Origin of the sequence: Clostridium pasteurianum (assembly GCF_001705235.1) — a bacterium.
Taxonomy (GTDB): Bacteria; Bacillota; Clostridia; order Clostridiales; family Clostridiaceae; genus Clostridium_S; species Clostridium_S pasteurianum_A.
In genome coordinates this window covers 128,059-150,538 of record NZ_MCGV01000002.1, presented here as the reverse complement: position 1 = coordinate 150,538, position 22,480 = coordinate 128,059, and the positions used below count along the sequence as shown (strand labels likewise).

Annotated in this window: 16 protein-coding genes; 6 read left to right on the top strand and 10 right to left on the bottom strand. The window is 29.9% G+C overall.

Features of this window, described 5'->3' with window-relative positions:
• Positions 1-57: 57 nt before the first annotated feature.
• From BEE63_RS20825 to BEE63_RS20810, 4 genes are all read left to right on the top strand, one after another.
• Entirely contained in the window at positions 58-1,773 is a 1,716-nt protein-coding gene (locus BEE63_RS20825; protein ID WP_066023424.1) for an alpha-amylase family glycosyl hydrolase, read from the top strand.
• Between the two features lie 319 nt (positions 1,774-2,092).
• Entirely contained in the window at positions 2,093-4,444 is a 2,352-nt protein-coding gene (locus tag BEE63_RS20820) for a YfhO family protein (protein WP_066023423.1), read from the top strand.
• Complete coding sequence (locus tag BEE63_RS20815; protein ID WP_066023422.1) at positions 4,444-6,777, top strand: YfhO family protein; 2,334 nt, start codon at positions 4,444-4,446, stop codon at positions 6,775-6,777. The genes BEE63_RS20820 and BEE63_RS20815 overlap by 1 nt, the downstream gene beginning before the upstream one ends.
• 39 nt (positions 6,778-6,816) lie before the next feature.
• Positions 6,817-7,803, top strand: coding sequence for a glycosyltransferase family 2 protein (locus BEE63_RS20810; protein WP_081312677.1), 987 nt, complete (start codon positions 6,817-6,819; stop codon positions 7,801-7,803).
• A gap of 135 nt (positions 7,804-7,938) precedes the next feature.
• On the opposite strand, the gene BEE63_RS20805 is transcribed toward BEE63_RS20810, so the two are convergent.
• The 4 genes from BEE63_RS20805 to BEE63_RS20790 form a co-directional block, all read right to left on the bottom strand.
• Positions 7,939-9,963, bottom strand: a complete 2,025-nt coding sequence (locus BEE63_RS20805) for a methyl-accepting chemotaxis protein (protein WP_066023420.1) — start codon at positions 9,961-9,963, stop codon at positions 7,939-7,941.
• Between the two features lie 197 nt (positions 9,964-10,160).
• Positions 10,161-10,835, bottom strand: a complete 675-nt coding sequence (locus BEE63_RS20800) for an SGNH/GDSL hydrolase family protein (protein WP_198507929.1) — start codon at positions 10,833-10,835, stop codon at positions 10,161-10,163.
• Between the two features lie 22 nt (positions 10,836-10,857).
• Positions 10,858-12,243 (bottom strand): sugar porter family MFS transporter, encoded by a 1,386-nt coding sequence (locus BEE63_RS20795; protein WP_066023418.1) that lies wholly within the window; start codon positions 12,241-12,243, stop codon positions 10,858-10,860.
• 312 nt (positions 12,244-12,555) lie between these two features.
• Positions 12,556-13,611 (bottom strand): substrate-binding domain-containing protein, encoded by a 1,056-nt coding sequence (locus BEE63_RS20790; RefSeq protein ID WP_066023417.1) that lies wholly within the window; start codon positions 13,609-13,611, stop codon positions 12,556-12,558.
• A 265-nt stretch (positions 13,612-13,876) separates the two neighbouring features.
• Here BEE63_RS20790 and BEE63_RS20785 point away from each other — a divergent pair, with 265 nt between their 5' ends.
• Positions 13,877-14,575 (top strand): hypothetical protein, encoded by a 699-nt coding sequence (locus BEE63_RS20785; protein WP_066023416.1) that lies wholly within the window; start codon positions 13,877-13,879, stop codon positions 14,573-14,575.
• A gap of 91 nt (positions 14,576-14,666) precedes the next feature.
• Here BEE63_RS20785 and BEE63_RS20780 read toward each other — a convergent pair whose 3' ends face one another.
• Genes BEE63_RS20780 through BEE63_RS20765 form a run of 4 tightly spaced genes read right to left on the bottom strand, consistent with a single transcriptional unit; the run spans position 14,667 to position 19,366 of the window.
• Complete coding sequence (locus BEE63_RS20780; RefSeq protein WP_066023415.1) at positions 14,667-15,533, bottom strand: ketose-bisphosphate aldolase; 867 nt, start codon at positions 15,531-15,533, stop codon at positions 14,667-14,669.
• A gap of 3 nt (positions 15,534-15,536) precedes the next feature.
• Positions 15,537-16,922: a PTS fructose transporter subunit IIC gene (locus tag BEE63_RS20775; RefSeq protein WP_066023414.1), complete on the bottom strand. Its 1,386-nt coding sequence runs from the start codon at positions 16,920-16,922 to the stop codon at positions 15,537-15,539.
• A gap of 35 nt (positions 16,923-16,957) precedes the next feature.
• On the bottom strand, positions 16,958-17,407 hold the full coding sequence (locus BEE63_RS20770) for a PTS sugar transporter subunit IIA (RefSeq protein ID WP_066023413.1): 450 nt from the start codon (positions 17,405-17,407) through the stop codon (positions 16,958-16,960).
• Positions 17,408-17,416: 9 nt separating this feature from the next.
• Positions 17,417-19,366 carry a BglG family transcription antiterminator gene (locus tag BEE63_RS20765; protein ID WP_066023412.1) on the bottom strand — a complete coding sequence of 650 codons (1,950 nt, stop codon included), beginning with the start codon at positions 19,364-19,366 and terminating at the stop codon, positions 17,417-17,419.
• Between the two features lie 321 nt (positions 19,367-19,687).
• Between BEE63_RS20765 and BEE63_RS20760 the strand changes: the two genes are divergently transcribed.
• Positions 19,688-20,302, top strand: a complete 615-nt coding sequence (locus BEE63_RS20760; protein WP_066023411.1) for a manganese efflux pump — start codon at positions 19,688-19,690, stop codon at positions 20,300-20,302.
• Positions 20,303-20,374: 72 nt separating this feature from the next.
• Here BEE63_RS20760 and BEE63_RS20755 read toward each other — a convergent pair whose 3' ends face one another.
• The gene (locus BEE63_RS20755; protein WP_066023410.1) at positions 20,375-21,286 is read right to left on the bottom strand and encodes an EamA family transporter; all 912 of its coding nucleotides are present in this window, start codon (positions 21,284-21,286) and stop codon (positions 20,375-20,377) included.
• A gap of 165 nt (positions 21,287-21,451) precedes the next feature.
• The gene (locus tag BEE63_RS20750; RefSeq protein WP_066023409.1) at positions 21,452-22,054 is read right to left on the bottom strand and encodes a hypothetical protein; all 603 of its coding nucleotides are present in this window, start codon (positions 22,052-22,054) and stop codon (positions 21,452-21,454) included.
• Positions 22,055-22,480: the final 426 nt, after the last annotated feature.

Here is a 22,480-nt window from a genome sequence, read left to right as displayed (position 1 = left end):
TACAAAAGATAAAATTTAAATTTAGAGTGAACGTTTAATTATTAGAGGAGGATTTTTATGGAAAGGAAAAGCTTATCAAAAAAATTATTGGCTAGTTTAATTGGAGTTACTTTAGCTGCTTATGGTTTTGTTTTGCCAACTTCTTATGAGGGTATGTTATTAAAAAACAAATCAGTAGTATATGCTGATACTATTAATAATTTACCTAGTAATACAAAGGATGGTACTATACTTCAAGCTTTTGATTGGTCTTTTGATACTATAAAGAGTGAATTACCTAATATTAAAGCAGCAGGTTTTAAAACTGTTCAAGTGTCGCCTGTTCAGGGTACAAAAAATGGAACTAAGGATGCAAATAATTGGTGGATTTTATATCAGCCTACAAATCAAGCTATAGGTAATGCCCAGCTTGGAACTTATGATGATTTCAAATCACTTTGCAGTGAGGCAAAACAATATGGTATATCCATAATAGTTGATGTTGTAATGAACCATATGGCAAACAATGGGCAGGCAGATCAGCTTTATGATTATATAGATCCTGATTTTAAAGATCAAGCTCTTTATCATCATAATGGACAATGTAGCAGTCCTAGCGATTATACTGACAGATGGAAAATGACTCAATGTGGAACAGGTGAACCAGATTTAAATACTCAAAGTCCTGAGGTTCAAAGGAGGGCAATTAGATTTCTAAATCAATGTGTAGATGCTGGTGCTAGTGGTTTTCGTTTTGATTCTGCTAAGCATATTGAAACTAACAAAGGATTAGATGCTAATAAGCCATGGTCGGGTAATTACTGGGACAATGTTTTAGGAAGCTTGCACAATAAGTCAAACGAATATATTTGTGGAGAAGTGCTTCAGGATACAAACTGCAATATTGATGCTTATGAAAGCTTCATGGATGTTACTGCCAGTTCTTATGGCTGGAATCTTAGAAAGGCTATACATGATGATCATAATTTGGGAGAAGTAAGTACTATGGATATGGGAGGACTCGATCCATCTAAAGTAGTAGATTTTGTTGAAACTCATGATAATTATGAGCATGGTGAAAGTAAGCTTTCCGATGATCAGGTAAAACTCGGCTGGGGTATAATAGCGGGAAGAGCAAAATCTGTACCAATGTTCTTTGATAGACCTGGAGCTTTCATAGGAGCTGAGGGAGATAATTTATGGAAAAATGATGATATTAAAATAGTAAATAAGTTTCATAATGCAATGACTGGACAGAGTGAATATTTAAGAGTAGCAAACAATAATCAAGTAATGTTAATAGACCGTGGAAATAAGGGTACTGTTATTGTTAATATAGGGGGAGATACTTATATTAACTCTGCTACGAATTTAGCGAACGGTAATTATGGAAATCAAGGAACAGCAAATGCTTCATTTAACGTTTCGAATGGAATGATAACAGGAAATTTACCCGGAAATTCAGTTATTGTATTATCTAGCATCAATCTTAATAACAATAATACTAGTGTAGTAACTTGTAATCCCACAGCTCCAGTAGCAGGTAGCACTGCCACAATTACTTATGATGCTTCAGGAAGAAACCTTCAAGGTTCATCTAATGTTACTTTACATTGGGGATATGATGGTTGGAAAGGCATTACTAATACTACAATGAAATCAATAGGATATAATAAATGGCAGGCAACTATAGTGGTTACATCTGAAGCATTGGATAAATTAAATATGTGCCTTACAAATGGAAAGCTTTGGGATAATAATAATAGTAGCAACTGGAATCTGCAAGTAAGATAGAAAAGATTTAAAATTAACATTACTTTTATATAAAGCTTTTTAAAACCTCTTAATTATATATTAGGGTTAGTACTTAGTATTATAGCTAGTACTAACCCTAAGTATTATTATTTACACTTAGTATTATATAGAATAAAGTTGTGTAAGTTTTTTAACTTTTGATATGAATTTTGAAATTATATTATTATAAGTGTATAATATTTTGGATTTGATTGGTTTAAAGAAATATTATAGGTTAGATTTATTTAATTTACATAGAAGAATGAATGGGATATAATAATAATCTATATACTATTATTATTTTGGAGGACAAGCATGAATGACTAAGTTAAATTTAAAAAATTATTATGTGAAAGCATTTATTTTAGGAATCTTAACTGCTTCGATAATTATAATTCCATTCATAATATATGGACATGGAATATTACATATAGTAGACGATTTCAATTTACAGCAGATACCTTTTAATATCCAATCAAATTTGTCAATAAAGAGTGGAAATACCGGATGGAACTGGAATAATGATTTAGGCAGTAGTTTTATAGGCTCATATAGTTTCTATACTCTTGGAAGTGTATTTTTTTGGATTTCAATGTTATTTCCTGCGTATTCTTTTCCATATTTAATAGGACCCCTTTTAATTTTAAAATTTGCAGTTACAGTTTTAACAGCTTTTGCTTTTATGAAAAGATTTGTTAGAAATAAAAATTATGCAATTTTAGGGGGACTTCTTTACGCCTTCTCTGGTTTTCAAATAATAAACATGATGTTTAACCATTTTAATGATGTTACGGCTTTATTTCCACTGCTGCTTATAGCATTAGAAGAACTTGTTATGAATGATAGAAAGGTTGTTTTTGCTTTCGTAGTAGCTTTAAGTGCATTAACAAATTTTTTCTTTTTTATAGGAGAAGTAGTTTTTTTAATTATATATTTCTTTTGCAGACTTTTTGAGGTTAAGTTCAGAAGCAAAATGAATTTAAAAAAGTTTTTATTGATTATTTTTGAAGGTATTATAGGTGTAGGAATGAGCTGCATTTTGTTTATTCCTTCTATTATTTTTACTTTAAAAAATCCTAGAGTTCATGGTATTTTAAAGGGAATAGATGCTTTATTATATCCAGACTTAATCCATTATTTAAATATAATAAAGGCTGTATTAATGCCGGCTGATATAGCATCTTCTAGATCTGTATTTAGTTGTTCAAATTTTAATTCTACAGAAGCTTTCATACCTGTTTTTGGTTTGATACTGGTATTTACATATATATGGAATAATAAAAAGAGCTGGCTTTCTATAGCTTTATATGTTTGTACAATTTTTGCATTAGTACCTATTTTAAATACAGCTTTTACTGCGTTTAATCCACTATATTATAGTAGATGGTTTTATATGTTTGTGTTGTTAATGGCATTAGCTTCTGTAAAGGCTTTAGATAAAAGAAATGTGGTTTATAAAAAGGGGATTTTGTATACAATAGTATTGTGGCTAATATTTATAGGCATGATATTTTATGCAAGATTTTATAAGAAAATTAGAATTGTATACGATAGGAAGCAACTTGCTTTTTACATAGTAATTGCTTTTTTTGCATTTTTAATAACGCTTGTTTTATTGAAGTTAAGAAGTAGGCATAAAGATATTTCTAAAGTATCAATTATGTTGGTTATGATTTTTGCTGTCATTACTGGTACGTATAACATTCACGGAAATGAAAAGTTATATCCTTCACCGGGGCTTTATAATAATATTTATGAATTATCAAAGAAAAATGTAAAGTTGCCAAAATCAAATGATTATAGAATAGATGATTTAGCTTGTTATAGAAATATAAATTTAATATGGAATGTGTCTGCAATTGATTCTTTTAACAGTACAGTAGATGGGTGTATTTTTGACTTCTGTTCTTCTGTAAATGTATCTAGATATATTCAAACTCAACCACCATATGAATATTATGGCTTGAGACCGTTTTTATCTGTGAAGTATATACCTGTAACTAAGGGTTATCCTAAATTAAATAGAATTGATGATTTTGGAAAAATGAATCTTCCAGATGTTACTCTATATGAAGAGACACCAACTTATTATATATATGAAAATAATGATTTCATACCATTTGGATATACTTTTGATAAATATGTTACTCAAGAAGATTATAACAAAACAAATCCTGATACAAGGCACCTAGAAGTACTTAAAGCGTTAGTACTTAATGATAGTCAGATAAAGGAATATGGAAGTAACATGTCAAAAATAACAGATAGCGATCTTAATAATACATCTAAAGATCAGTATAAAAAGGATGTAGCAGATAGAAAAAGAGAAAGTAGTTACTATTTTAAAAGAGATAATGGTGGATTTACATCTAAGATTAAGCTTAAAAAGAGTAATTTAGTTTTCTTTTCAGTGCCTTATGATGAAGATTGGTCAGCACAGGTGAATGGTAAATGGGTAAATATCGAAAAAGTTGATTCTGGACTTATGGCCGTTAAGGGTGAAGCTGGAAACAACACTATACATTTTATGTATACAAATAAAGGTTTTAAAATTGGTAAAAAGATAACATTTTTTAGTATAATAATTCTTTTAATTTATGCATGTATTTTAAAATTTTATTATGCTCGAAAAAAGGTAGTGACCAGTACTATTTTGGAGGGCAAGCATTAATGACTAAGTTAAATTTAAAAAATTATTACGTGAAAGCATTTATTTTAGGAATCTTAACTGCTTCAATAATTATAATTCCGTTTATAATATGTGGACATGGGATACTTCATATAGTAGATGATTTTAATTTACAGCAGATACCTTTTAATATTCAATCAAATTTGTCAATAAAGAGCGGAAATATAGGATGGAACTGGAATAATGATTTAGGCAGTAGTTTTATAGGCTCATATAGCTTTTATACTCTTGGAAGTGTGTTTTTTTGGATTTCAATGTTATTTCCTGCGTATTCTTTTCCATATTTAATAGGACCCCTTTTAATTTTAAAATTTGCAGTTGCAGTTTTAACAGCTTTTGCTTTTATGAAAAGATTTGTTAAAAATAAAAATTATGCAATTTTAGGGGGACTTCTTTACGCTTTCTCTGGCTTTCAAATAATAAACATGATGTTTAACCATTTTAATGATGTCACGGCTTTATTTCCACTGTTACTTATAGCATTAGAAGAATTTGTTATAAATGATAGAAAGGTTATTTTTGCTTTAGTAGTAGCTTTAAGTGCATTAACAAATTTTTTCTTTTTTATAGGAGAAGTAGTTTTTCTAATTATATATTTCTTTTGTAGACTTTTTGAGGTTAAGTTCAGAAGTAGAATGAATTTAAAAAAGTTTTTATTACTTATTTTTGAAGGTATTCTAGGTGTAGGGATAAGCTGCACTCTATTTATTCCTTCTATTATGTTTACCTTAAAAAATCCTAGAGTTCATGGTATTTTAAAGGGGATACATGCTATACTATATTCAGGTGTTATAGATTATTTGAATATAATAAAGGCTGTATTAATGCCTGCTGAAATAGCATCTTCTAAGGCAACTTTTATGCAAGCAAATTTTAATTCTACAGAAGCTTTTATACCTGTTTTTGGGTTGATACTGGTATTTGCATATATATGGCATAATAAAAAGAGCTGGCTTTCTATAGCTTTATATGTTTGTACAATTTTTGCATTAGTACCTGTTTTAAATACAGCTTTTACGGCGTTTAATCCAACGTATTATAGCAGATGGTTCTATATGTTTGTGATGTTAATGGCATTAGCTTCTGTAAAGGCTTTAGATGAAAGACATGTGGATTATAAAAAGGGACTTGTGTCTACCATAATGTTATGGTTAATATTCACGGGCATGACGTTTTATGCACGATTTTATAAGGAAATTACAATTGTATACAATAGGAAGCAATTTGCGTTTTATATAGCTCTTGCCATTACGGGATTTTTAATAACTTTTGTTTTACTAAAATTAAAAAGTACACATAAGGATATTTCTAAAGTGTCAATTATATTGGTTATCATTTTTGCAGCTATTACTGGTATGTATAATATTCACGGAAATGAAAAATTGTATCCTTCACCAAAGCGTTATAATAATATTTATGAGTTATCTAGTAAAAAAGTAAAACTACCAAAGACTTATGATTATAGAATAGATAATTTAGCTTGTTACTTAAATATAAATTTAATGTGGAATGTACCTTCAATTCAGTCTTTTAATAGTACTATAAGTGGTTCTCTTTTTGATTTCTATTCTTCAGTAAATGTACCTAGACTTGTTATGACGCAACCACCATATAAATATTATGGTTTGAGGCCATTTTTATCTGTTAAGTATACGGCTGTAACTAAAGGCTATTCTAAATTAAAAATGCTCAGATACTTTGGCAAAATGAAGCTGCCAGATGTTAGCTTATATGAGGAGACACCATATTATTATATATATAAAAATAATGATTTTATACCGTTTGGATATACTTTTGATAAATATATTACTCAAGAAGATTATAACAAAACAAATCCTAATATAAGGCATCTAGAAGTACTTAAAGCTTTGGTACTTAATGATTCTCAGGCAAATCAATATGGAAGTAGTATGTCAAGAATATCAGATAGCGATCTTAATAATGTATCTAAATCTCAGTATAAAAAAGATGTAGAAGATAGAAAAAAAGAAAGCAGCTATTATTTTAAAAGAGATGGCGATGGATTTACATCTAAGATTAAGCTGAAAAAAAGTAATTTAGTTTTCTTTTCAGTGCCTTATGATGAAGATTGGTCAGCACAAGTAAATGGTAAATGGGTAAATGTTGAAAAAGTTGACTCTGGCCTCATGGCGGTTAAGGGTGAAGCCGGAAACAACACTATACATTTTATGTATACAAATAAAGGTCTTAAAATTGGTAAAAGAATAACATTTTTGAGTATAATAATTCTTTTAATCTATGCATGTATTTTAAAATTTTATTATGCTTTCAAAAAGGCAGTGAAAAGTTTTTAAAAATATAATTGTATTTAAAAGTTGAAAGGGGAAACTCAATTGAATAGTAGTATTTTATATCTCGTAATTCCTTGCTATAATGAAGAAAGCGTACTTAATGAAACTGCGAAACGATTAAAAGAGAAAATGACGACAATAATAGAAAATAGCTTGATTTCAGATAAAAGTAAAGTAATGTTCGTAAATGATGGCTCTAAAGACAATACGTGGAATATGATAGAAGAATTTCATGAACAAGACGATCTATTTCTTGGACTTAAGCTCTCAAGGAATAGGGGACATCAAAATGCACTTCTAGCAGGACTTATGGAAGCCAAAGAACATGCTGACATTATTATATCCATGGATGCAGATCTTCAGGATGATATAAATGTTATTGATAAATTTGTTGCAGAATATTATAAAGGCAGCGATATTGTTTATGGCGTAAGATCCAGCAGAAAAAAGGATACATTTTTTAAGAAATTTACAGCAGAAGGTTTTTATAAATTAATGAAAGCTTTAGGAGTGGATATTGTATTTAATCATGCAGACTATAGGCTTATGAGCAAAAGAGCTTTATACGCTTTAGAAAATTTTAAAGAGGTAAATCTTTTTTTAAGAGGAATTGTACCTTTAATTGGATTTAAATCTTCAATTGTAGAGTATGAAAGAAATGAAAGATTTGCAGGTGAATCTAAGTATCCACTGAAAAAGATGCTTAGTTTTGCAGTAGACGGTATTACTTCTTTTAGTGTAAAGCCAATTAGGTTTATAGGTGTTCTTGGTGGAATAATATTTACATTTAGTTTGATATTTTTAATATATTCAATTATTGAGAAGTTAACTGGTCACACGGTCGTTGGATGGACGAGCATTGTATGTTCCATATGGATGCTTGGAGGTGTACAGTTATTATGCCTGGGTGTTATTGGTGAGTACATAGGGAAAATATATAAAGAGGTTAAGGCAAGGCCTATGTATATAATTGAAAAGAAATTACTGGCTGAGGATGAAAAACAAAGTAACAGTATTTTAAAACATTAAATAAATCTCATAAGACTAAGCTCCAAATAATGAAAATACTAAGAAATTTTAATAACTCGCTGAAAAGAAGCTCAGACAAATTAAAATTTCTAAGTCTTTTCATTATTTGGAGCAAGTCTTATATAAGCCTTTATCTCAGATTTTAAACTTGCTTACTACGCTTTGAAGTTTTTCAGCATTTTGTTTATTTTGTTCTACGTTATTTTCAATAAGTTTAACCTTTTCTACAATATTAAGTGATTTTTCTGCTATATTTCCAACTTCACCTGCACCGTTATTTACTACTACTGCAATTTGTGATATGGCCTCAGAAATACTTTCTATAGATGAATTTAATTCTTTTGAGGTTGCACTGAATTCATTCATTAGGCTATTTGTTTTTTCAGCATTCTGGCTGTATTTTTCAGCAGAATTTATAAAATTATCATAATCACCATATACATTTTCGTCTACAAATTTTAGTAATTTATTTGATTCGCCGCTTAAAGATTTAACAGATGACTTTACATCTTTGACTACTCTTTGGATTTTATTTGCCATGTCACTTGACTGTTCAGCTAAGGATTTGACTTCATTGGCAACAACAGCAAAACCCTTTCCAGCTTCACCTGCTCTGGCAGCTTCTATTGCCGCATTTAGTGAAAGCAAATTGGTTTGTTCAGTTATCTGTAGAATTGAATTAGCCAAACTATCTATTTCCTTTACAGCCTCAGAACTTTTAATGGCATTTTGGAGTTCGGATTTAACTTTTACATATATATCATCAGCTGATTTCTTTGAGTTTACAGAAGAATCCTTTAGTTTTATTGACATATTAGTTATATTAGTTGTTAAATTTGTTCCTTCACTTGCTTTTGCTGATATAGACGAAACAGATGTACTTACTTCACCAGTAGAAGCTGATATTTCTTCTACAGTTGCTGAATTTTCTTCCATGCCAGCGGATAAACTTTCTGTTTCTTTTGATGTGTCATCAGCATAGGATTTAAGTTCTTTTGTCATTTGTTTTACTGAGTCAGCATTATTATTTATGTTAGCTGAAACTTCTACGAGCTGCTTTACAAGTTTTCTGAAGGTAATTCTAATTTGGGCCACAGAATTGTAAATAGTACCTATTTCATCTTTTGAGTCAGCATACTTGGCATATTTCCTATTTTCTATTAAATTCAATTTTGATGTATCATCAGCTAAGGTTGATATATCTATTATTGGATTAGCAATTCTCTTTGAAATTATCATTCCAATAACACAGGCTGCTGCCATAAGTAAAATTGAAAGAACTACTGACATGTATATTGATCTCATGACAGAGGATAACATTTCTGATTTCAATGATACAAAAACTAAAGTCCATTTTAAATTAGGAATTTGATAATAATATACAACTTTAGTGGCATAAGCGTCTGTATATTGCAAGTAATCTTTTGTAGGAGCTTCTCCATTAGCTAATTTAGCTACTATATCTTTCATTTTTCCTTTGCCTATAACTTTCCCAATATCTGTAGCTCTTTTTTTATTGTATAATATATTTTCATTGCTATCTACCATATATACGTAACTTGAAGGTGAACTATTGGTTTTAACGTCTTTTAAGTATTTAGAGAAGCTAACCCCCTCAAATGATGATGCAGCAACACCTATAACTTTTCCGTTTTTAATTATAGGACTTGCAAATATCACTACTGGTTTTTTTGATTTGTTAGAATTTATTATTCCACTTACAACAGTTTTTCCAGAAAGAGCTTTTTTTATATAAGCATTATCTCCACAGTTTTTTCCAATAAATGAAGTATCACTATCGGATATGTCTTTAAGATTTCCGTCTAAAATGCACGTATGTAATAAGTCACCCGAATTTTTCACGAAGCCCTGTAACCATTTATTATTTGCATCAACTTGAGGTGATATCTGTCCATTTGGATTTTTTTCAATTAAATCTGCTACTGAATTTGTTGATGCAATTAAGGAGGTTAATGATTTTTCTTTATCGACTACAGATAAAATATTATCTACACATTGTCTTGATACTGATGCCATTTCGCCCTTGCTTTGCTCGTTTATTGTGTTAATTTCATTTATACATATAACTGAACTTACCAAAATAATTGCGAAAGCCACTAAACCTAAAATGGTAATTGATAATTTTTTCTTTATTGACATTCAAATCTCTCCTATACTATTAATTAATTTTCATAAATTGAAATTACATGATGTTAAGCCATTGTTTACCTGTGATTTTCAACAAAAAAACCCGCTGCAGCATAAAAAATTTATAAGTCTTATGCCGCAGATGGTCTATATTTATATAAAATGCATCTAAGTTTTTGGGGGAACCGATGCACTTATATGCTTTTCTATTACAACTGTATATTACTTAAGTATCCAGCAATTTTTTTTGCAAGTCTTAGGTAACCGGCTTCACTATAGTGTAATTTATCAGGCATATATAGTGCTGCTTGGTTTTCGTTAAATGGTGAAATACCACTTTCACTATATAAATCAAGTACTGGAATACTGTAATAATCACATACATCCTTTATAGCATTTACATAATCAATTTGTTTTAAGTGAGCTTTATTAAAAGTAAATGAATTTGGATATTTTTTAACAGGATGTACAAAATCATTTTTCATAGGTGTCATGAAAATTATTACTTTATCCGGATATTTTTCAAGTAAACCTGTGATAATGGTATTTAGGGCACCATAAAAGCAATATGGATCAGTAGAAGTTATGTTGCCTAAAGGTACATCGTGCTGGAAATCATTAACACCACCTAGAACTGTAATAATATCGGCATTATTGTCCATTCTTTCATAACGTTCAATAAAGCTGTCATCTCTATCTGCAGTAATGGCCATTCTTGAACCATTTAGTCCATAGTTGCGTACAGTTTTAAATTTTAAGAATTTCTGGATTTGAGTAGTCCATGAAATTTGATTTCCACCAGTTCCAAGGCCATTATCTCCCCAGGTAGTAGAGTCGCCAAAACAGTTTATTATGGCATTTTCAAATATATTTGAGTTTATCAATTTTATCGGTCCTTTCTAGAGACTAATGAGTGCTTTTTTCTTTAAAGTACGCTTCTATCTCCTCTAAAGATTTTCCTGTGGTCTCAGGAAGCATTTTAGCAGCAAATATTGCCATAATAATGCAGAATACAGCAAACACACCAAAGGTTACAGGAGCACCAAGTTTAGAAAGCATTATTGGGAAAAATTGTGTAACAAAGTAAGATGTTAAGAACATAGCCATTGATGAAAAAGATAAGGCTCTTCCACGTATACTTGTTGGGAATACTTCGGAAACAATTACCCATGCTCCGCCGCCCCAAGATAATTCATAAGCAGCAGTATGAGCCAAAACGCCTATTAAAATTAATACATCTATAACCATGTTGAATTTTCCAATGCTGAATAGAATGCTTAGTAAAAGTAGTGCAACAACCATAGCTAAAGCACCATTTCTCAATAATTTTTTTCTTCCAAGTTTATCAATGTATAACATAAAAATAGCAACAAAAATTATCTTAATTACACCTATTCCAATAGTTTCAATTAATGATGCATTAGTACCTACACCTGTCATTTTAAATATAGCAGGAGCGTAGTAACCAACTGCAATTGTTCCAGTTAATTGTTGGAAGACAGCTGCTAGTATTGCTATTAGAAAAGCAAATCTTACACCAGGGGCAAATAATTCTGAGATTAAACCTTTCTTTTCTGATTTAATGCTGTCTTCAATTTGTAAAGCTTCTTTCTTTGCAGTTTCTTCACCGTTAAGTCTAATTAAAACAGCTTCAGCCTCTTTGGCTTTACCAACTTTAATTAAGAATCTTGGACTTTCAGGAATAACAAAAGATAAAACAAAGAAAATTATTGCAGGAACCATTCCTGATCCAAACATAAAACGCCATCCAAGTGCAACATTCCACGCAAGAGCATGAGTATTAGCGATAATTGCATTAACTATAAATACTGTAGTCATTCCAATAGCAAAAGCAAGCTGGTTTGCACTAACAAGTGTTCCACGGATTTTAGCAGGTGCTACTTCTGAAATATACAAAGGAACAACAGTTGATGCCATTCCAATGGCTATTCCAGAAAGAATACGACCTAAAATTAAAATTTCAACTGATTGAGAAATTGCTAAGACTAAACTTGACAATGTAAATAGACATCCAGCTAAAAGCATAACTTTTTTTCTACCAAGATGATCAGTTAAAAACCCAGCTAAAAGACATCCGCCCATTGCACCTAGGGCTAGAACACCAGAAACAAAACCAACGGTTGTTTGATTTAAATGAAAATGCACACTAAAAAAGTTTAATGCTCCTGAAATAACTCCTTGATCGTATCCAAATAGAGTTCCTCCTAGTGCTGCAATTACGGTTATTAGTATTATATAAGATAATTCAGAGCTGCTTTTTTTATTAGTCATATTAATACATCCCTTTCATTTTATATAGTTTTTTTAAATAATGCAAAATTTTAAAAAACGTTTTTCTACAAAAGTAAGAAGCTTTAATCGTTTACTTGGGAAAATTGAAACTATTTTAACATAATTAGTATATAAGTAAAGATACTTTGATATATAAGGTAAAACACTTTAAAATCAAAGCATAAGGCTAATTTTATTAAAAATATTTATACCTGTAATTTTAGAATAAACTATAAATATAAGTTTACTCTTATAATTTTTAATATAATTTAATAACTAAAATGAGAAACGTTTTCCCTAAACCTAAAAAAATTAGTTGTTTGTATAAAAACCAATATTATTTTTTAGAACAATTGCTACCTGATTAAATTCATATGGAATAGTTACTTCCTTCTGGATTATATAATTAAAAAGAAAGTTTACTCCCTCATAAGCCTGCATATATGGATTTTGATATATTATTGCTTGAATTACATCCTCTTTTAAAAATTTTATTGATTCATCAAAGAGGTCAGTACCTATAGCTTTAAACTTATTTTTTAGATTCATTTCAGTTATAATTTTTCCTATAAGCAGTGTACTTCTAGAGTTATTAGAATATATTCCTTTTATATCATGAAATTTTGTGAAAAAATCCTTTAGAGTTACATAGGTATTGTCGGGATTACTATCAATAATTTGTATTATATCTATTGATGGTAATTCGCTGGACATTGTTTTTATAAAACCTTCAACAATTTTTGTGTGAATAGTTGTTTCTTTATTACCACTTATAACAATAACTTTACCTGATGAACTTATCATTTTACTCATAAGTTCTCCTGCAATCATACCAATTTTTTTAGATGGGGGAGCTATACATGCAATTCTTTTACTTTGTGGAGCATCAGCATTTATTGTGACAACAGGAATGCTTGAATCAGCAAATTTATCAATTATAGGATCTAATTTTGATAAGTTCCAGGGTACAGTAATCAGTCCGCTAATTGAAGTTGAATACTTAGAGTACACATCTTCAAGAATTTGTTTTTGCAGCTTATAATCTGTTCCCTTAAAAGGTACTTTTACTATTTCTACATTAAAATCCTTTAGTGATTCTTTTGCTCCATCTATTCCATTCCATATATCCTTATAAAAGTAGCGTTCCTCACCTGATGCTTCAGGCAGTACAACGGCTATTTTTATTGCCTTTCTCTTTAAAGTAGATGCAATAATATTGATTCTGAAATCCATTTCATTTGCTGCCTCAAGTACTTTTTTACGAGTAGCTTCACTTACACCCTTTTTACCATAGATTGCTTTGTGAACTGTACTTAATGAAATATTTAACTTTTTAGATATATCTTTTAGAGTTACTCTTTTATCCATACATCCTCCCAGAGAAAACGTTTTTCTTATTTTTAATATATAATACTAAATTGAATTTGTCAATGGGTATGAGCAGGCATAATAAGTATAATTTTGCAGATAACATTACAGTTATGGGTTATTGCAAATATATTATTTTTTTTAAAAATCTACTTTTAGACAGCTTATAACAATAATTAACAACATTGAAAAAATGTTATAAATTATGTATTATATAATAATAAACCCATAGACATATAGCCAAATGGCAAAAGGAGAGTATTTTATGAAAAAAGCAGCAATTATAGTGCCCGTGGTAATTTTGGCATTTTTCTTAATAAATTTGCCTTATGAAGATATAAACCCTCAGATAAAAAAAGTTAAAGTGAAAAGTGTTAAAGTTAAAAAGAAAAAAATTCAGCATAAGTCCATGAAAACTGTTAACGCTATTGTGGATTTTGAGACAGGCTATAATAATGTTGATGATATGATAAAAGATTCTGATGTAATAATTCAAGGAACTGTTTTAAGCGTAAGTTATTTTGATGAAAATCATAAAGGTGGGCTGGAAATACCTAGTACTGAATCTAAGGTAAAAGTAACTAGAGCATATAACAAAAATATTCATGTGGGAGATGTTTTAACTTTTACTGAAATAGGGGGAGTAACCACTCAAAAGAAAATAATTGATAGATTAAGAAATGGTACTGGTAATGCCAAGTTTAAAAATAATGATATAACTCCGGTTAAGAGTTTAATTAATGGTGCAGATGTTATGAGCCCTAATCAAAATGTTATGTTGTTTGCAACTTTTGAAAGCCCCCAAAATAAGGAGGTATATAGTCCACTTTGCTCTTATGAAGGTAAGTTCTTAATAAATAAGGATGGAACCATAGAAAGAATTAAAGCCGATGATAAAGGGCTTGCTAATTTAAAGTTTACTCAGGCTGAAATGGATGAAAAATTAAAAGGATTTAATAAGTAATTATTTATCATAAATAGAAAAAAGATACAGTAAAAGTTTAACAATAGCTTAGAACTTTTACTGTATTTATATGAGATAGTATAGTTTTTTACTATTTATACAGAGCTGCTTTATCTATTGTATTTAATAATTTTAACTTATGTTTTATTACTTCGCTGGCTTTTAAAATGCAGCTAGGAAATATTTCATTTGGCTCATAGGCATTTGGATTTTCTGACATATACATTTTTAGTTCATTGAAGAAGGCGCTTTTTACATCACTTGATATGTTAACTTTACATATACCGAGCTTTGCAGCAGCTGCTACCTCCTCATCTGGATTTCCAGAACCTCCGTGCAGAACTAGAGGAATATTTGTGATAGCTTTAATTTCCTTTATTATGTTTAATTTTAGATTTGGTTTAAAGCCTTTTGGATATAAGCCGTGAGCAGTTCCAACAGCTACTGCTAATGTATCTACGTTAGTTTTTTCTATAAAGTCCTTAGCTTTTTTTGGATCTGTATAAATTACTTCACTTGCACCACCTTCGAAGGACAAGCCTGTAGTTCCGATTGTACCTATTTCACCTTCTACAGATACGTTTACACAATGAGCAATTTCACTTACTTCTTTAGTTATATTTACATTGTCTTCATAAGATAATGTAGATCCATCGATCATTACTGATGTAAAGCCACAGTTAATTGCTCTTATAATATCTTTTTTAGAACCACCATGATCTAAATGAATTACTGTAGGTACCTTTGTTTCATAAGCTGCTCTTTTTACAGTTTCTATAAAAGCATCTGTTAAGTACTGTAATTCAGATGGATGAATTTCAAGAATTACTGGAGCATTTAAGCTTTCAGCACTTTCTATTACAGATTTTAAAATCTCAAGACTTCCTATGTTAAAGGCAGGAACTGCAAATCCGTTTTCTCTTGCAACATTTAAAAGCTCTTTCATATTTATAAGCATGTCTTATTCCTCCACAGTAATTTTTTTCTTTTTTAATAGACCAACACAAAAACATGTTACAAGTGTACCTGAAACTAGAGCAACTATATACATTGGGAGGTTTCCTATTACATTAGGAATAGGGGCTATCCAAATTCCACCATGAGGTGCAAGTGAAGTACAATTAAAGCCTAATGAAATTGCACCTGCAACACCTGAGCCAAGCATTAAGGATGGAATAACGCGAAGTGGATCTGCTACTGCAAAAGGTATTGCACCTTCTGTTATATATGATAATCCAAGTATCCAGCATGATTTACCGGCTTCTTTTTCTTCATCAGTAAATTTATCTTTAAATAATATCGTTGCTAATGCAAGTCCAAGTGGAGGAGTCATTCCTGCCACCATACAAGCAGCAATCGGCGCATATATTCCTGTTGACATTAATCCAATGCAGAAGGTTGAAATTGCTTTGTTTAAAGGACCTCCCATATCTGCTGCCATCATAAGACCACATACAGCTCCAAATAATGCTCCATTGGTTGTGCCAAGTCCCTTTAAGAAATAAGTTAGTGAATCTAAGCAGTATTTTACTGGAGTACCTACAACAAATATCATTACAAAGCCTGTAATAAAAACACTTAATAAAGGAATTATTATAAGAGTTTTCAGAGATGCTACTGCTTTAGGAAGTTTAACATTTTTAATGAGAAAAGCTGTTAAGTATCCTGCAAATAGTCCTCCAACTAATCCTCCAAGAAAACCTGCTCCAAGAAGTTTAGCAAGCATACCGGCAACCATACCGGATACAATACCTTCCTTGCCAGCTATAGAATATGCAATTCCAGCAGCTAAAACAGGTACCATTAATCCAAAAGCAACATCGCCTCCAATTTTATTTAAAGCTCCAGCTATTATATTATAACTTGGATCTTTTGGATCACTTGCGTGTATACCAAAGGCGAAGCTTAAAGCTATTAAAATACCTCCTGCTATAACAAATGGAAGCATTGTGTAAACACCTGTCATTAAATGTTTGTATACTCCAACCTGCTGAGCTTTTTTCTTCTTCTTATGTTCGGCTGCCAGTTCAAAAATTGATACGTCCTCCTTATTAATTACTTCTTCAAGAACTGCCTTGGCATCTCTAACTACTTTATTAATTGAAACTTCTACTAGTTTTTTACCTTCAAACCTGCTTAAGTCTACTTTTTTAGCAGCCGCAATTAAAACTAAATCTGCTTCTGATATATCTTTTTGAGTTAAAACGTTTTCAGGCTCGGAAGCACCTTGGGTTTCTACTTTTATTTGAATACCCAATTCCTTTGCACTTTTTTCCAGTGCTGCTGCGGCCATATAAGTATGAGCAACACCCGTAGGACATGCTGATATAGCTACTATTTTTTTCATTATAATTCCCCCTTATAAAATTAAAATATATTTAATTAGATTAATTCTAATGTTGACATAATCTCATCTTTAGTAGTTGCTTTTTCTAAAGCGTTCCTAAAATCTTCATCAATAAATTTTCTTGAAAGTGTACTAAGTATTTTTAAATGCTCATCATTATTTTGTATTGGAACCGCAATCATAAACATAAAGTTTATTGGCTCATCGTCTATTGAATCGTATTTAATGGATTTTTTTAGTCTTCCAACAGCCACAGAAGCTTTAGTTACATATTTTGATTTTGCATGAGGAATGGCAAATCCAAATCCTATTCCTGTACTAAACTCTTTTTCTCTTTCTAAAACATCCTGTACATATAAATCTTTATTTGTAACAACTCCTGTTTTTTCTAATGATTCAGCTAATAGATTAAAAGCTTCTATTTTTGAATTTGCATCTATGTGGAGTAAAATATTTTCCTTTTTTATGATTTCTTTTATGTTCATGTTATTGCCTCACTCTCTAAATAAAATTTCTAATTCATTTAAATTTTCTACTTTTTTAAGCTTACTTAACAAATTTTCATCAGAAATAATTTCATACAGTTTTTTGAAAAAGTATTTAGTCTGGTCATTATTATCGAAATTTAATGATAGTAACATAACCATGTCAACTTCTTGATCTCCCCAAGGAATTGGTTTTAATAGTTTTATTATGATTAATGATTGTATATTAACTAAATCCTTTGATCCATGGGGTACTGCAATTAATCTTCCAACCGAAGTTGGTGTTTTTTCCTCACGGTCAAATAAACTTTTAGTATAGCCATTTTTTACATACTTGATACTTTCAAGATACTTTCCAAATTTATCTAAAACTTCTTTTCGTGTTTTCATATTTTCTTTAAATATAAAGACATTCTTTTTTAAAAAATCTATTCCCATATGGGAATTAGATAAGTTTAGTTGTTTATTTAGTATCCAATCTTTAATTTTATTGATTTCATTAATCTCTATAAATTCATTTATTTTTATTGAGTTTTTGCTGTCTATTGTTAATGCATTGGTTGAATCTAAAATTAAATCAAAATCACTGAAAGTTTCTTTATTTATTGAATCACTTGTTAATGTTTTAATAATATTAATTTCTTTAATTTCTTTTTTGATAACGCTTTCAAGGTATTTTGATATAGTTATTCCTCCATCGCATATTAAGCAAGTTTTTAAGTATCTTCCTTGATGTATTCTATTAGCGGCAGCTACTACATGCAAGCATATATAACCTATTTCATTGGCATCAAAGTATATACCGCATTCTTTTTCAAGTTCATCTATGGATGTCAAAACAACACTATAAACTCCTGTGTATTCATACTTAATTCTATCGAGTAGTGGATTGTCAGATTTAAGTCCAAATTTTATCCTTCTAATGGCTGGTTTTAAGTGAAGTAATAAATTTTTAAATAATTCATTATCATCAATAAAATTAATTCCTAAATAATTGCTGATACTTACTATGAATTTCTTAACCATTACCGTATTTTTTGATTTTATGTCCTCATAATTTATGTTATCCTTTTGATTTCTAGATGATAGGATATATGTTGTAATTTCATATATTTCATCTGTACTAATTTTAATTTTAAAGTTTTGCTCTAAATTAATTGATATAATTTGTGCTGCTAGAAATTCATTGATGTTTTTTAAGTAAGCATTATTATTTATAATTTTTTTACCGATTTTTATCCTTGATACCAGTATGCTTAATTTAATAAGTAAAGTGTAAAAATCATTTTCTGTAAACTTGTTGTTTAGCACATTTTCTGATAAATTTATACATCTTATAATACTTTTTATATTCAGCTCATTAAAGATAGTTTGAATTTTTGTATACATTTCTTCTGTTAGCCTAGTATCATAGATATTTTTTGTCTTTTTAGTATCCTTGTCTGAAAAAATAGTATTGATGCATAATTCCTTAAACGCTTCTCTTATAGTCCTTTCGTCACCACATATGGTAATTCCAAAATTCTTTTTTTTGATTAAATGTATATTCATTTTTTCTAAATATGCGGAAATTTTATCAAGTTCATTAATTATGCTTGTCTGACTTTTATGAAGTTCTTTAGAGAATGTTTTTGTAATGTATGGATCTTTACTAGTAAAAAGGATTCTCAATATACAAGATGTACAATCATCATTAAATACATTTTTATTTGGATTTGATAATTCTAAAACTCTTTTAACTTCTAAAATATCTTCTTCTGAGCCAATTATCTTAATTCCTTTATTTTGTTTTTTTTCAATGGAACATTTTTTTAAAAGCGTTTTCATTTCATCAGAATTAATATAATTGTAAACGGTTTTTTTAGATACATTTAATTTTTTTGCTATATAATGAACAGTAGTGTAGTCTGATTCTTGTGTAAGAATCTCTAAAATATAATTTAAATTGTCATCCTTCATATTCTACCCATCCTTGCTCTAATAAACTGTTTATTATGCATCTATCCCTATTACGTCATTAATATTATCATACAAAGAGTTCTACATTCAACGCCATAAATCGCTATTTTTTTTCCACTTTACGAATAAATGTGGCAATTCAATAGTAAAAGTTGCTGCTTTTCAATATGATAAAAATATCATGGATACCTGATATACAATACTTTTACTGATTTAAAACCTATAAAAACTAAAATGTGTGAAAAACCTAAAAGAATTTAATCAAAGTATGATTTTATAACCCATATATTAAATTGAGACTAATAAAAATGGAGAATATATATGGGACTAGTTATATCTGCAATATTATTTAGTTTAGCTTCTAATTTAGATAATGTAGTTATAGGAATTGCATATGGCATTAAAAAAATAAAAATAAATATGGCAGCAAATCTTATTATAGCCGTTGTTACATCTGTGGGAACATTTTTGTCCATGTCAATAGGAAAATATATATCGCACTTTTTGCCACATTTTATAGCTAATGTATTGGGTGCTGGAGCTATTACTATTTTAGGTGTGTATTTTGTAATTCAAAGTATAAGAAAGCTCATAAATGATAAGAATTCAAAGGAAATTGCTCTAAAAAATACTTCTGAGATGATTGAATATGCCGAGAAATCGGATTTAGATAGATCGGGAGATATTAGCCTTAAAGAGGCACTTCTAGCAGCCTTCGGGTTAACCTTTAACAATATAGGTACTGGAGTAGCTGCAAGTATAACTGGAGTTAATATAACAGTTACAGTTGCAGCTACATTTATACTGAGTATCCTTACAATTAAATTTGGTGAAAGTGTAGGAAATCACGTACTTGGTCAATTCTTTGGCAAGTATTCACCATTATTTTCAGGAATACTCTTAATACTTCTTGGTGTTATTGAATTTTTAAATTAAGCTTTTAAATTAGCCAATTGAATCTTGTGTGCAGTAAATATAGGTCTAGTGAAATTTGAAATTCAATATTCTTTATACGGCAGCACTTTTTGGTGTGTCCGTGGAATCTGCATTGTTTTTTCTAGACCTTATATTGCAGCTTATAATTCCCACTAATATAAGTATTATTCCAATTAATTGAGGTATACTTATATGCTCTGACAAAACCAGTACAGACATGGTAACCGCCACAGGAAGCTCAGAAGCAGACAGTATGCTGCCAAGGCTTGGTCCAATGTGAGGTAGTCCAATTGAAAATAAAAGTGGAGGAAGAGCTACTCCAAATAAACCGAGAATTAATCCATAAGGAGTTAATCCTTTTAATACTGAAAAGTGAAATAAAAACGTTGGTGGAAACAGTGCACAAACAACTATTAAAGAGCCAGTAGATAAAAGAGCACTTTTTAATACCGGTGGAATATCATTTTCAACTGAACTACTAAAGAACATAGAAGTTGAATATGATAAAGAAGCAAGCAGTCCAAAGATTATTCCCTTTACAGAAATAGCAGCTCCTTGATGTGTAAGCACATTTGCAGCCAAAATTGAACCTACTACTAAAATGAATATTGAAATAAGCTTTTTCTTTGTAGGTTTTTTCTTATTGAATATCCAATCGAAAAGTGTTCCAATCCATACAAATTGAAATAAAAAAATTATTGCCATTGAAGCATTAAGTGTCTTTAATGATTGATAATAAAATAAACCTGTTAAGCCGAATGGAACCCCGGCTAATAGTAGCTTTAAAATTTGTTTTATGGTTAATTTCTCTTTTTTTGTGAATATAACAACACCATAAATAAGTAGTGTCCCAAAAAAATACTCTGCACTTGTTACTTCTGGTGATGAGAAACCTGCTGAATAGGCGAGCTTAACAAAGGTTGATAATATTCCATAGCAGCAGCCGCCTAAAAAAACTAATAATGCATAATACCAATTTTTCAAAAGTATTACCCCTTTCTTTAAACATAAAAAGCCACACAATTGTTTATAAACAATTGTGTGGCGAAAATAGAATTCATCTAAAAAAATCCACATCCTAAAAGGTTTTGGTATTTAATTGACTATTAAAGTATAAAATCAATTATTTAAATTGTCAACAGAATCTAACTAAAATTGATCTTTTGAGTAAGTAAAAGCTGTATCTACATTGTTTTCAGGATTATAAGTTTCTAAAATTTTGCCATACCTTTCCCTGTAATCGTTATCTACTTCTAGCTGAGGAATTACTTTAGTTGCTTCTTCGAAGAAGTGTTTTGAGCCGCGGCCCATTTCTTTTCCACGTTTTGTGTGCTTATCTAAAGCAACATCAGGTATAACAGGTTTTTTACCCATAGCAAATCCTTTGATTATTATATTTTTTAAATAATCACTTGACCTATCCTTAGTGCTTTCACATAATATACGAATAGCATGAATGAAATATATAGGTTGGTCACCATCATCATATGGGAAGTTTTTTCTCATTTCGTTCATTGCATTAACATAAATTGAAGCATTTAAGTTGCCAAATCCTATATCTTCAACTGATATTGTAAGTAAACGTCTCCATAGTTTATCAAGTAATTGAGGAGAACTTATATACAGTTCATATGCAAATTCACAGGCTTCTTCAACCTTTGATCTTCTAATGGATTTTTGTAAAGATGATATTATTTCATCTGCTGCAAATCCATTTCTTGTTTTTATTTCTGACCATGCACTATAACTCATTATACTCACTCTCTTTCATTATATGTTTTTATTAATTTAAGATTTTATATTTGAGTTGCCAAATTAATTTTAAATTAAATTAATATGTTATTCAAGTAATGAAAGTACTATTTGATTAATTTAATATGGAAAGATATTTATAAGCATGTAATGTATTAAACAGGGTTAGTATTAATTATTAATATTATATATTAATATAAGGGCTAACCCTAATGCTATATTTTAGTACTATAATATAACTAAAAGTGAAAGATAAATGAAATTCAGATGGGGACAGTAGAAAAGGTACTAAATGGAGGGTAGAATTAATAGTTAAAAGGAGCCATTGCGCCAATGATTAACAAATAGCTCCTTTTGTTACAATATATAGATAACGTTATCATAGTTACCAAGCACTAATTGGAAGAGCTGATATAGTGCTAAAGC

What these genes read in the sequence shown, in the direction of transcription:
- BEE63_RS20825 (WP_066023424.1), top strand. Translation starts at nt 58, where the DNA reads ATGGAAAGGAAAAGCTTATCAAAAAAATTATTGGCTAGTTTAATTGGA.
- BEE63_RS20820 (WP_066023423.1), top strand. Translation starts at nt 2,093, where the DNA reads ATGACTAAGTTAAATTTAAAAAATTATTATGTGAAAGCATTTATTTTA.
- BEE63_RS20815 (WP_066023422.1), top strand. Translation starts at nt 4,444, where the DNA reads ATGACTAAGTTAAATTTAAAAAATTATTACGTGAAAGCATTTATTTTA.
- BEE63_RS20805 (WP_066023420.1), bottom strand. Translation starts at nt 9,963, where the DNA reads ATGTCAATAAAGAAAAAATTATCAATTACCATTTTAGGTTTAGTGGCT.
- BEE63_RS20795 (WP_066023418.1), bottom strand. Translation starts at nt 12,243, where the DNA reads ATGACTAATAAAAAAAGCAGCTCTGAATTATCTTATATAATACTAATA.
- BEE63_RS20790 (WP_066023417.1), bottom strand. Translation starts at nt 13,611, where the DNA reads ATGGATAAAAGAGTAACTCTAAAAGATATATCTAAAAAGTTAAATATT.
- BEE63_RS20785 (WP_066023416.1), top strand. Translation starts at nt 13,877, where the DNA reads ATGAAAAAAGCAGCAATTATAGTGCCCGTGGTAATTTTGGCATTTTTC.
- BEE63_RS20780 (WP_066023415.1), bottom strand. Translation starts at nt 15,533, where the DNA reads ATGCTTATAAATATGAAAGAGCTTTTAAATGTTGCAAGAGAAAACGGA.
- BEE63_RS20775 (WP_066023414.1), bottom strand. Translation starts at nt 16,922, where the DNA reads ATGAAAAAAATAGTAGCTATATCAGCATGTCCTACGGGTGTTGCTCAT.
- BEE63_RS20770 (WP_066023413.1), bottom strand. Translation starts at nt 17,407, where the DNA reads ATGAACATAAAAGAAATCATAAAAAAGGAAAATATTTTACTCCACATA.
- BEE63_RS20765 (WP_066023412.1), bottom strand. Translation starts at nt 19,366, where the DNA reads ATGAAGGATGACAATTTAAATTATATTTTAGAGATTCTTACACAAGAA.
- BEE63_RS20760 (WP_066023411.1), top strand. Translation starts at nt 19,688, where the DNA reads ATGGGACTAGTTATATCTGCAATATTATTTAGTTTAGCTTCTAATTTA.
- BEE63_RS20750 (WP_066023409.1), bottom strand. Translation starts at nt 22,054, where the DNA reads ATGAGTTATAGTGCATGGTCAGAAATAAAAACAAGAAATGGATTTGCA.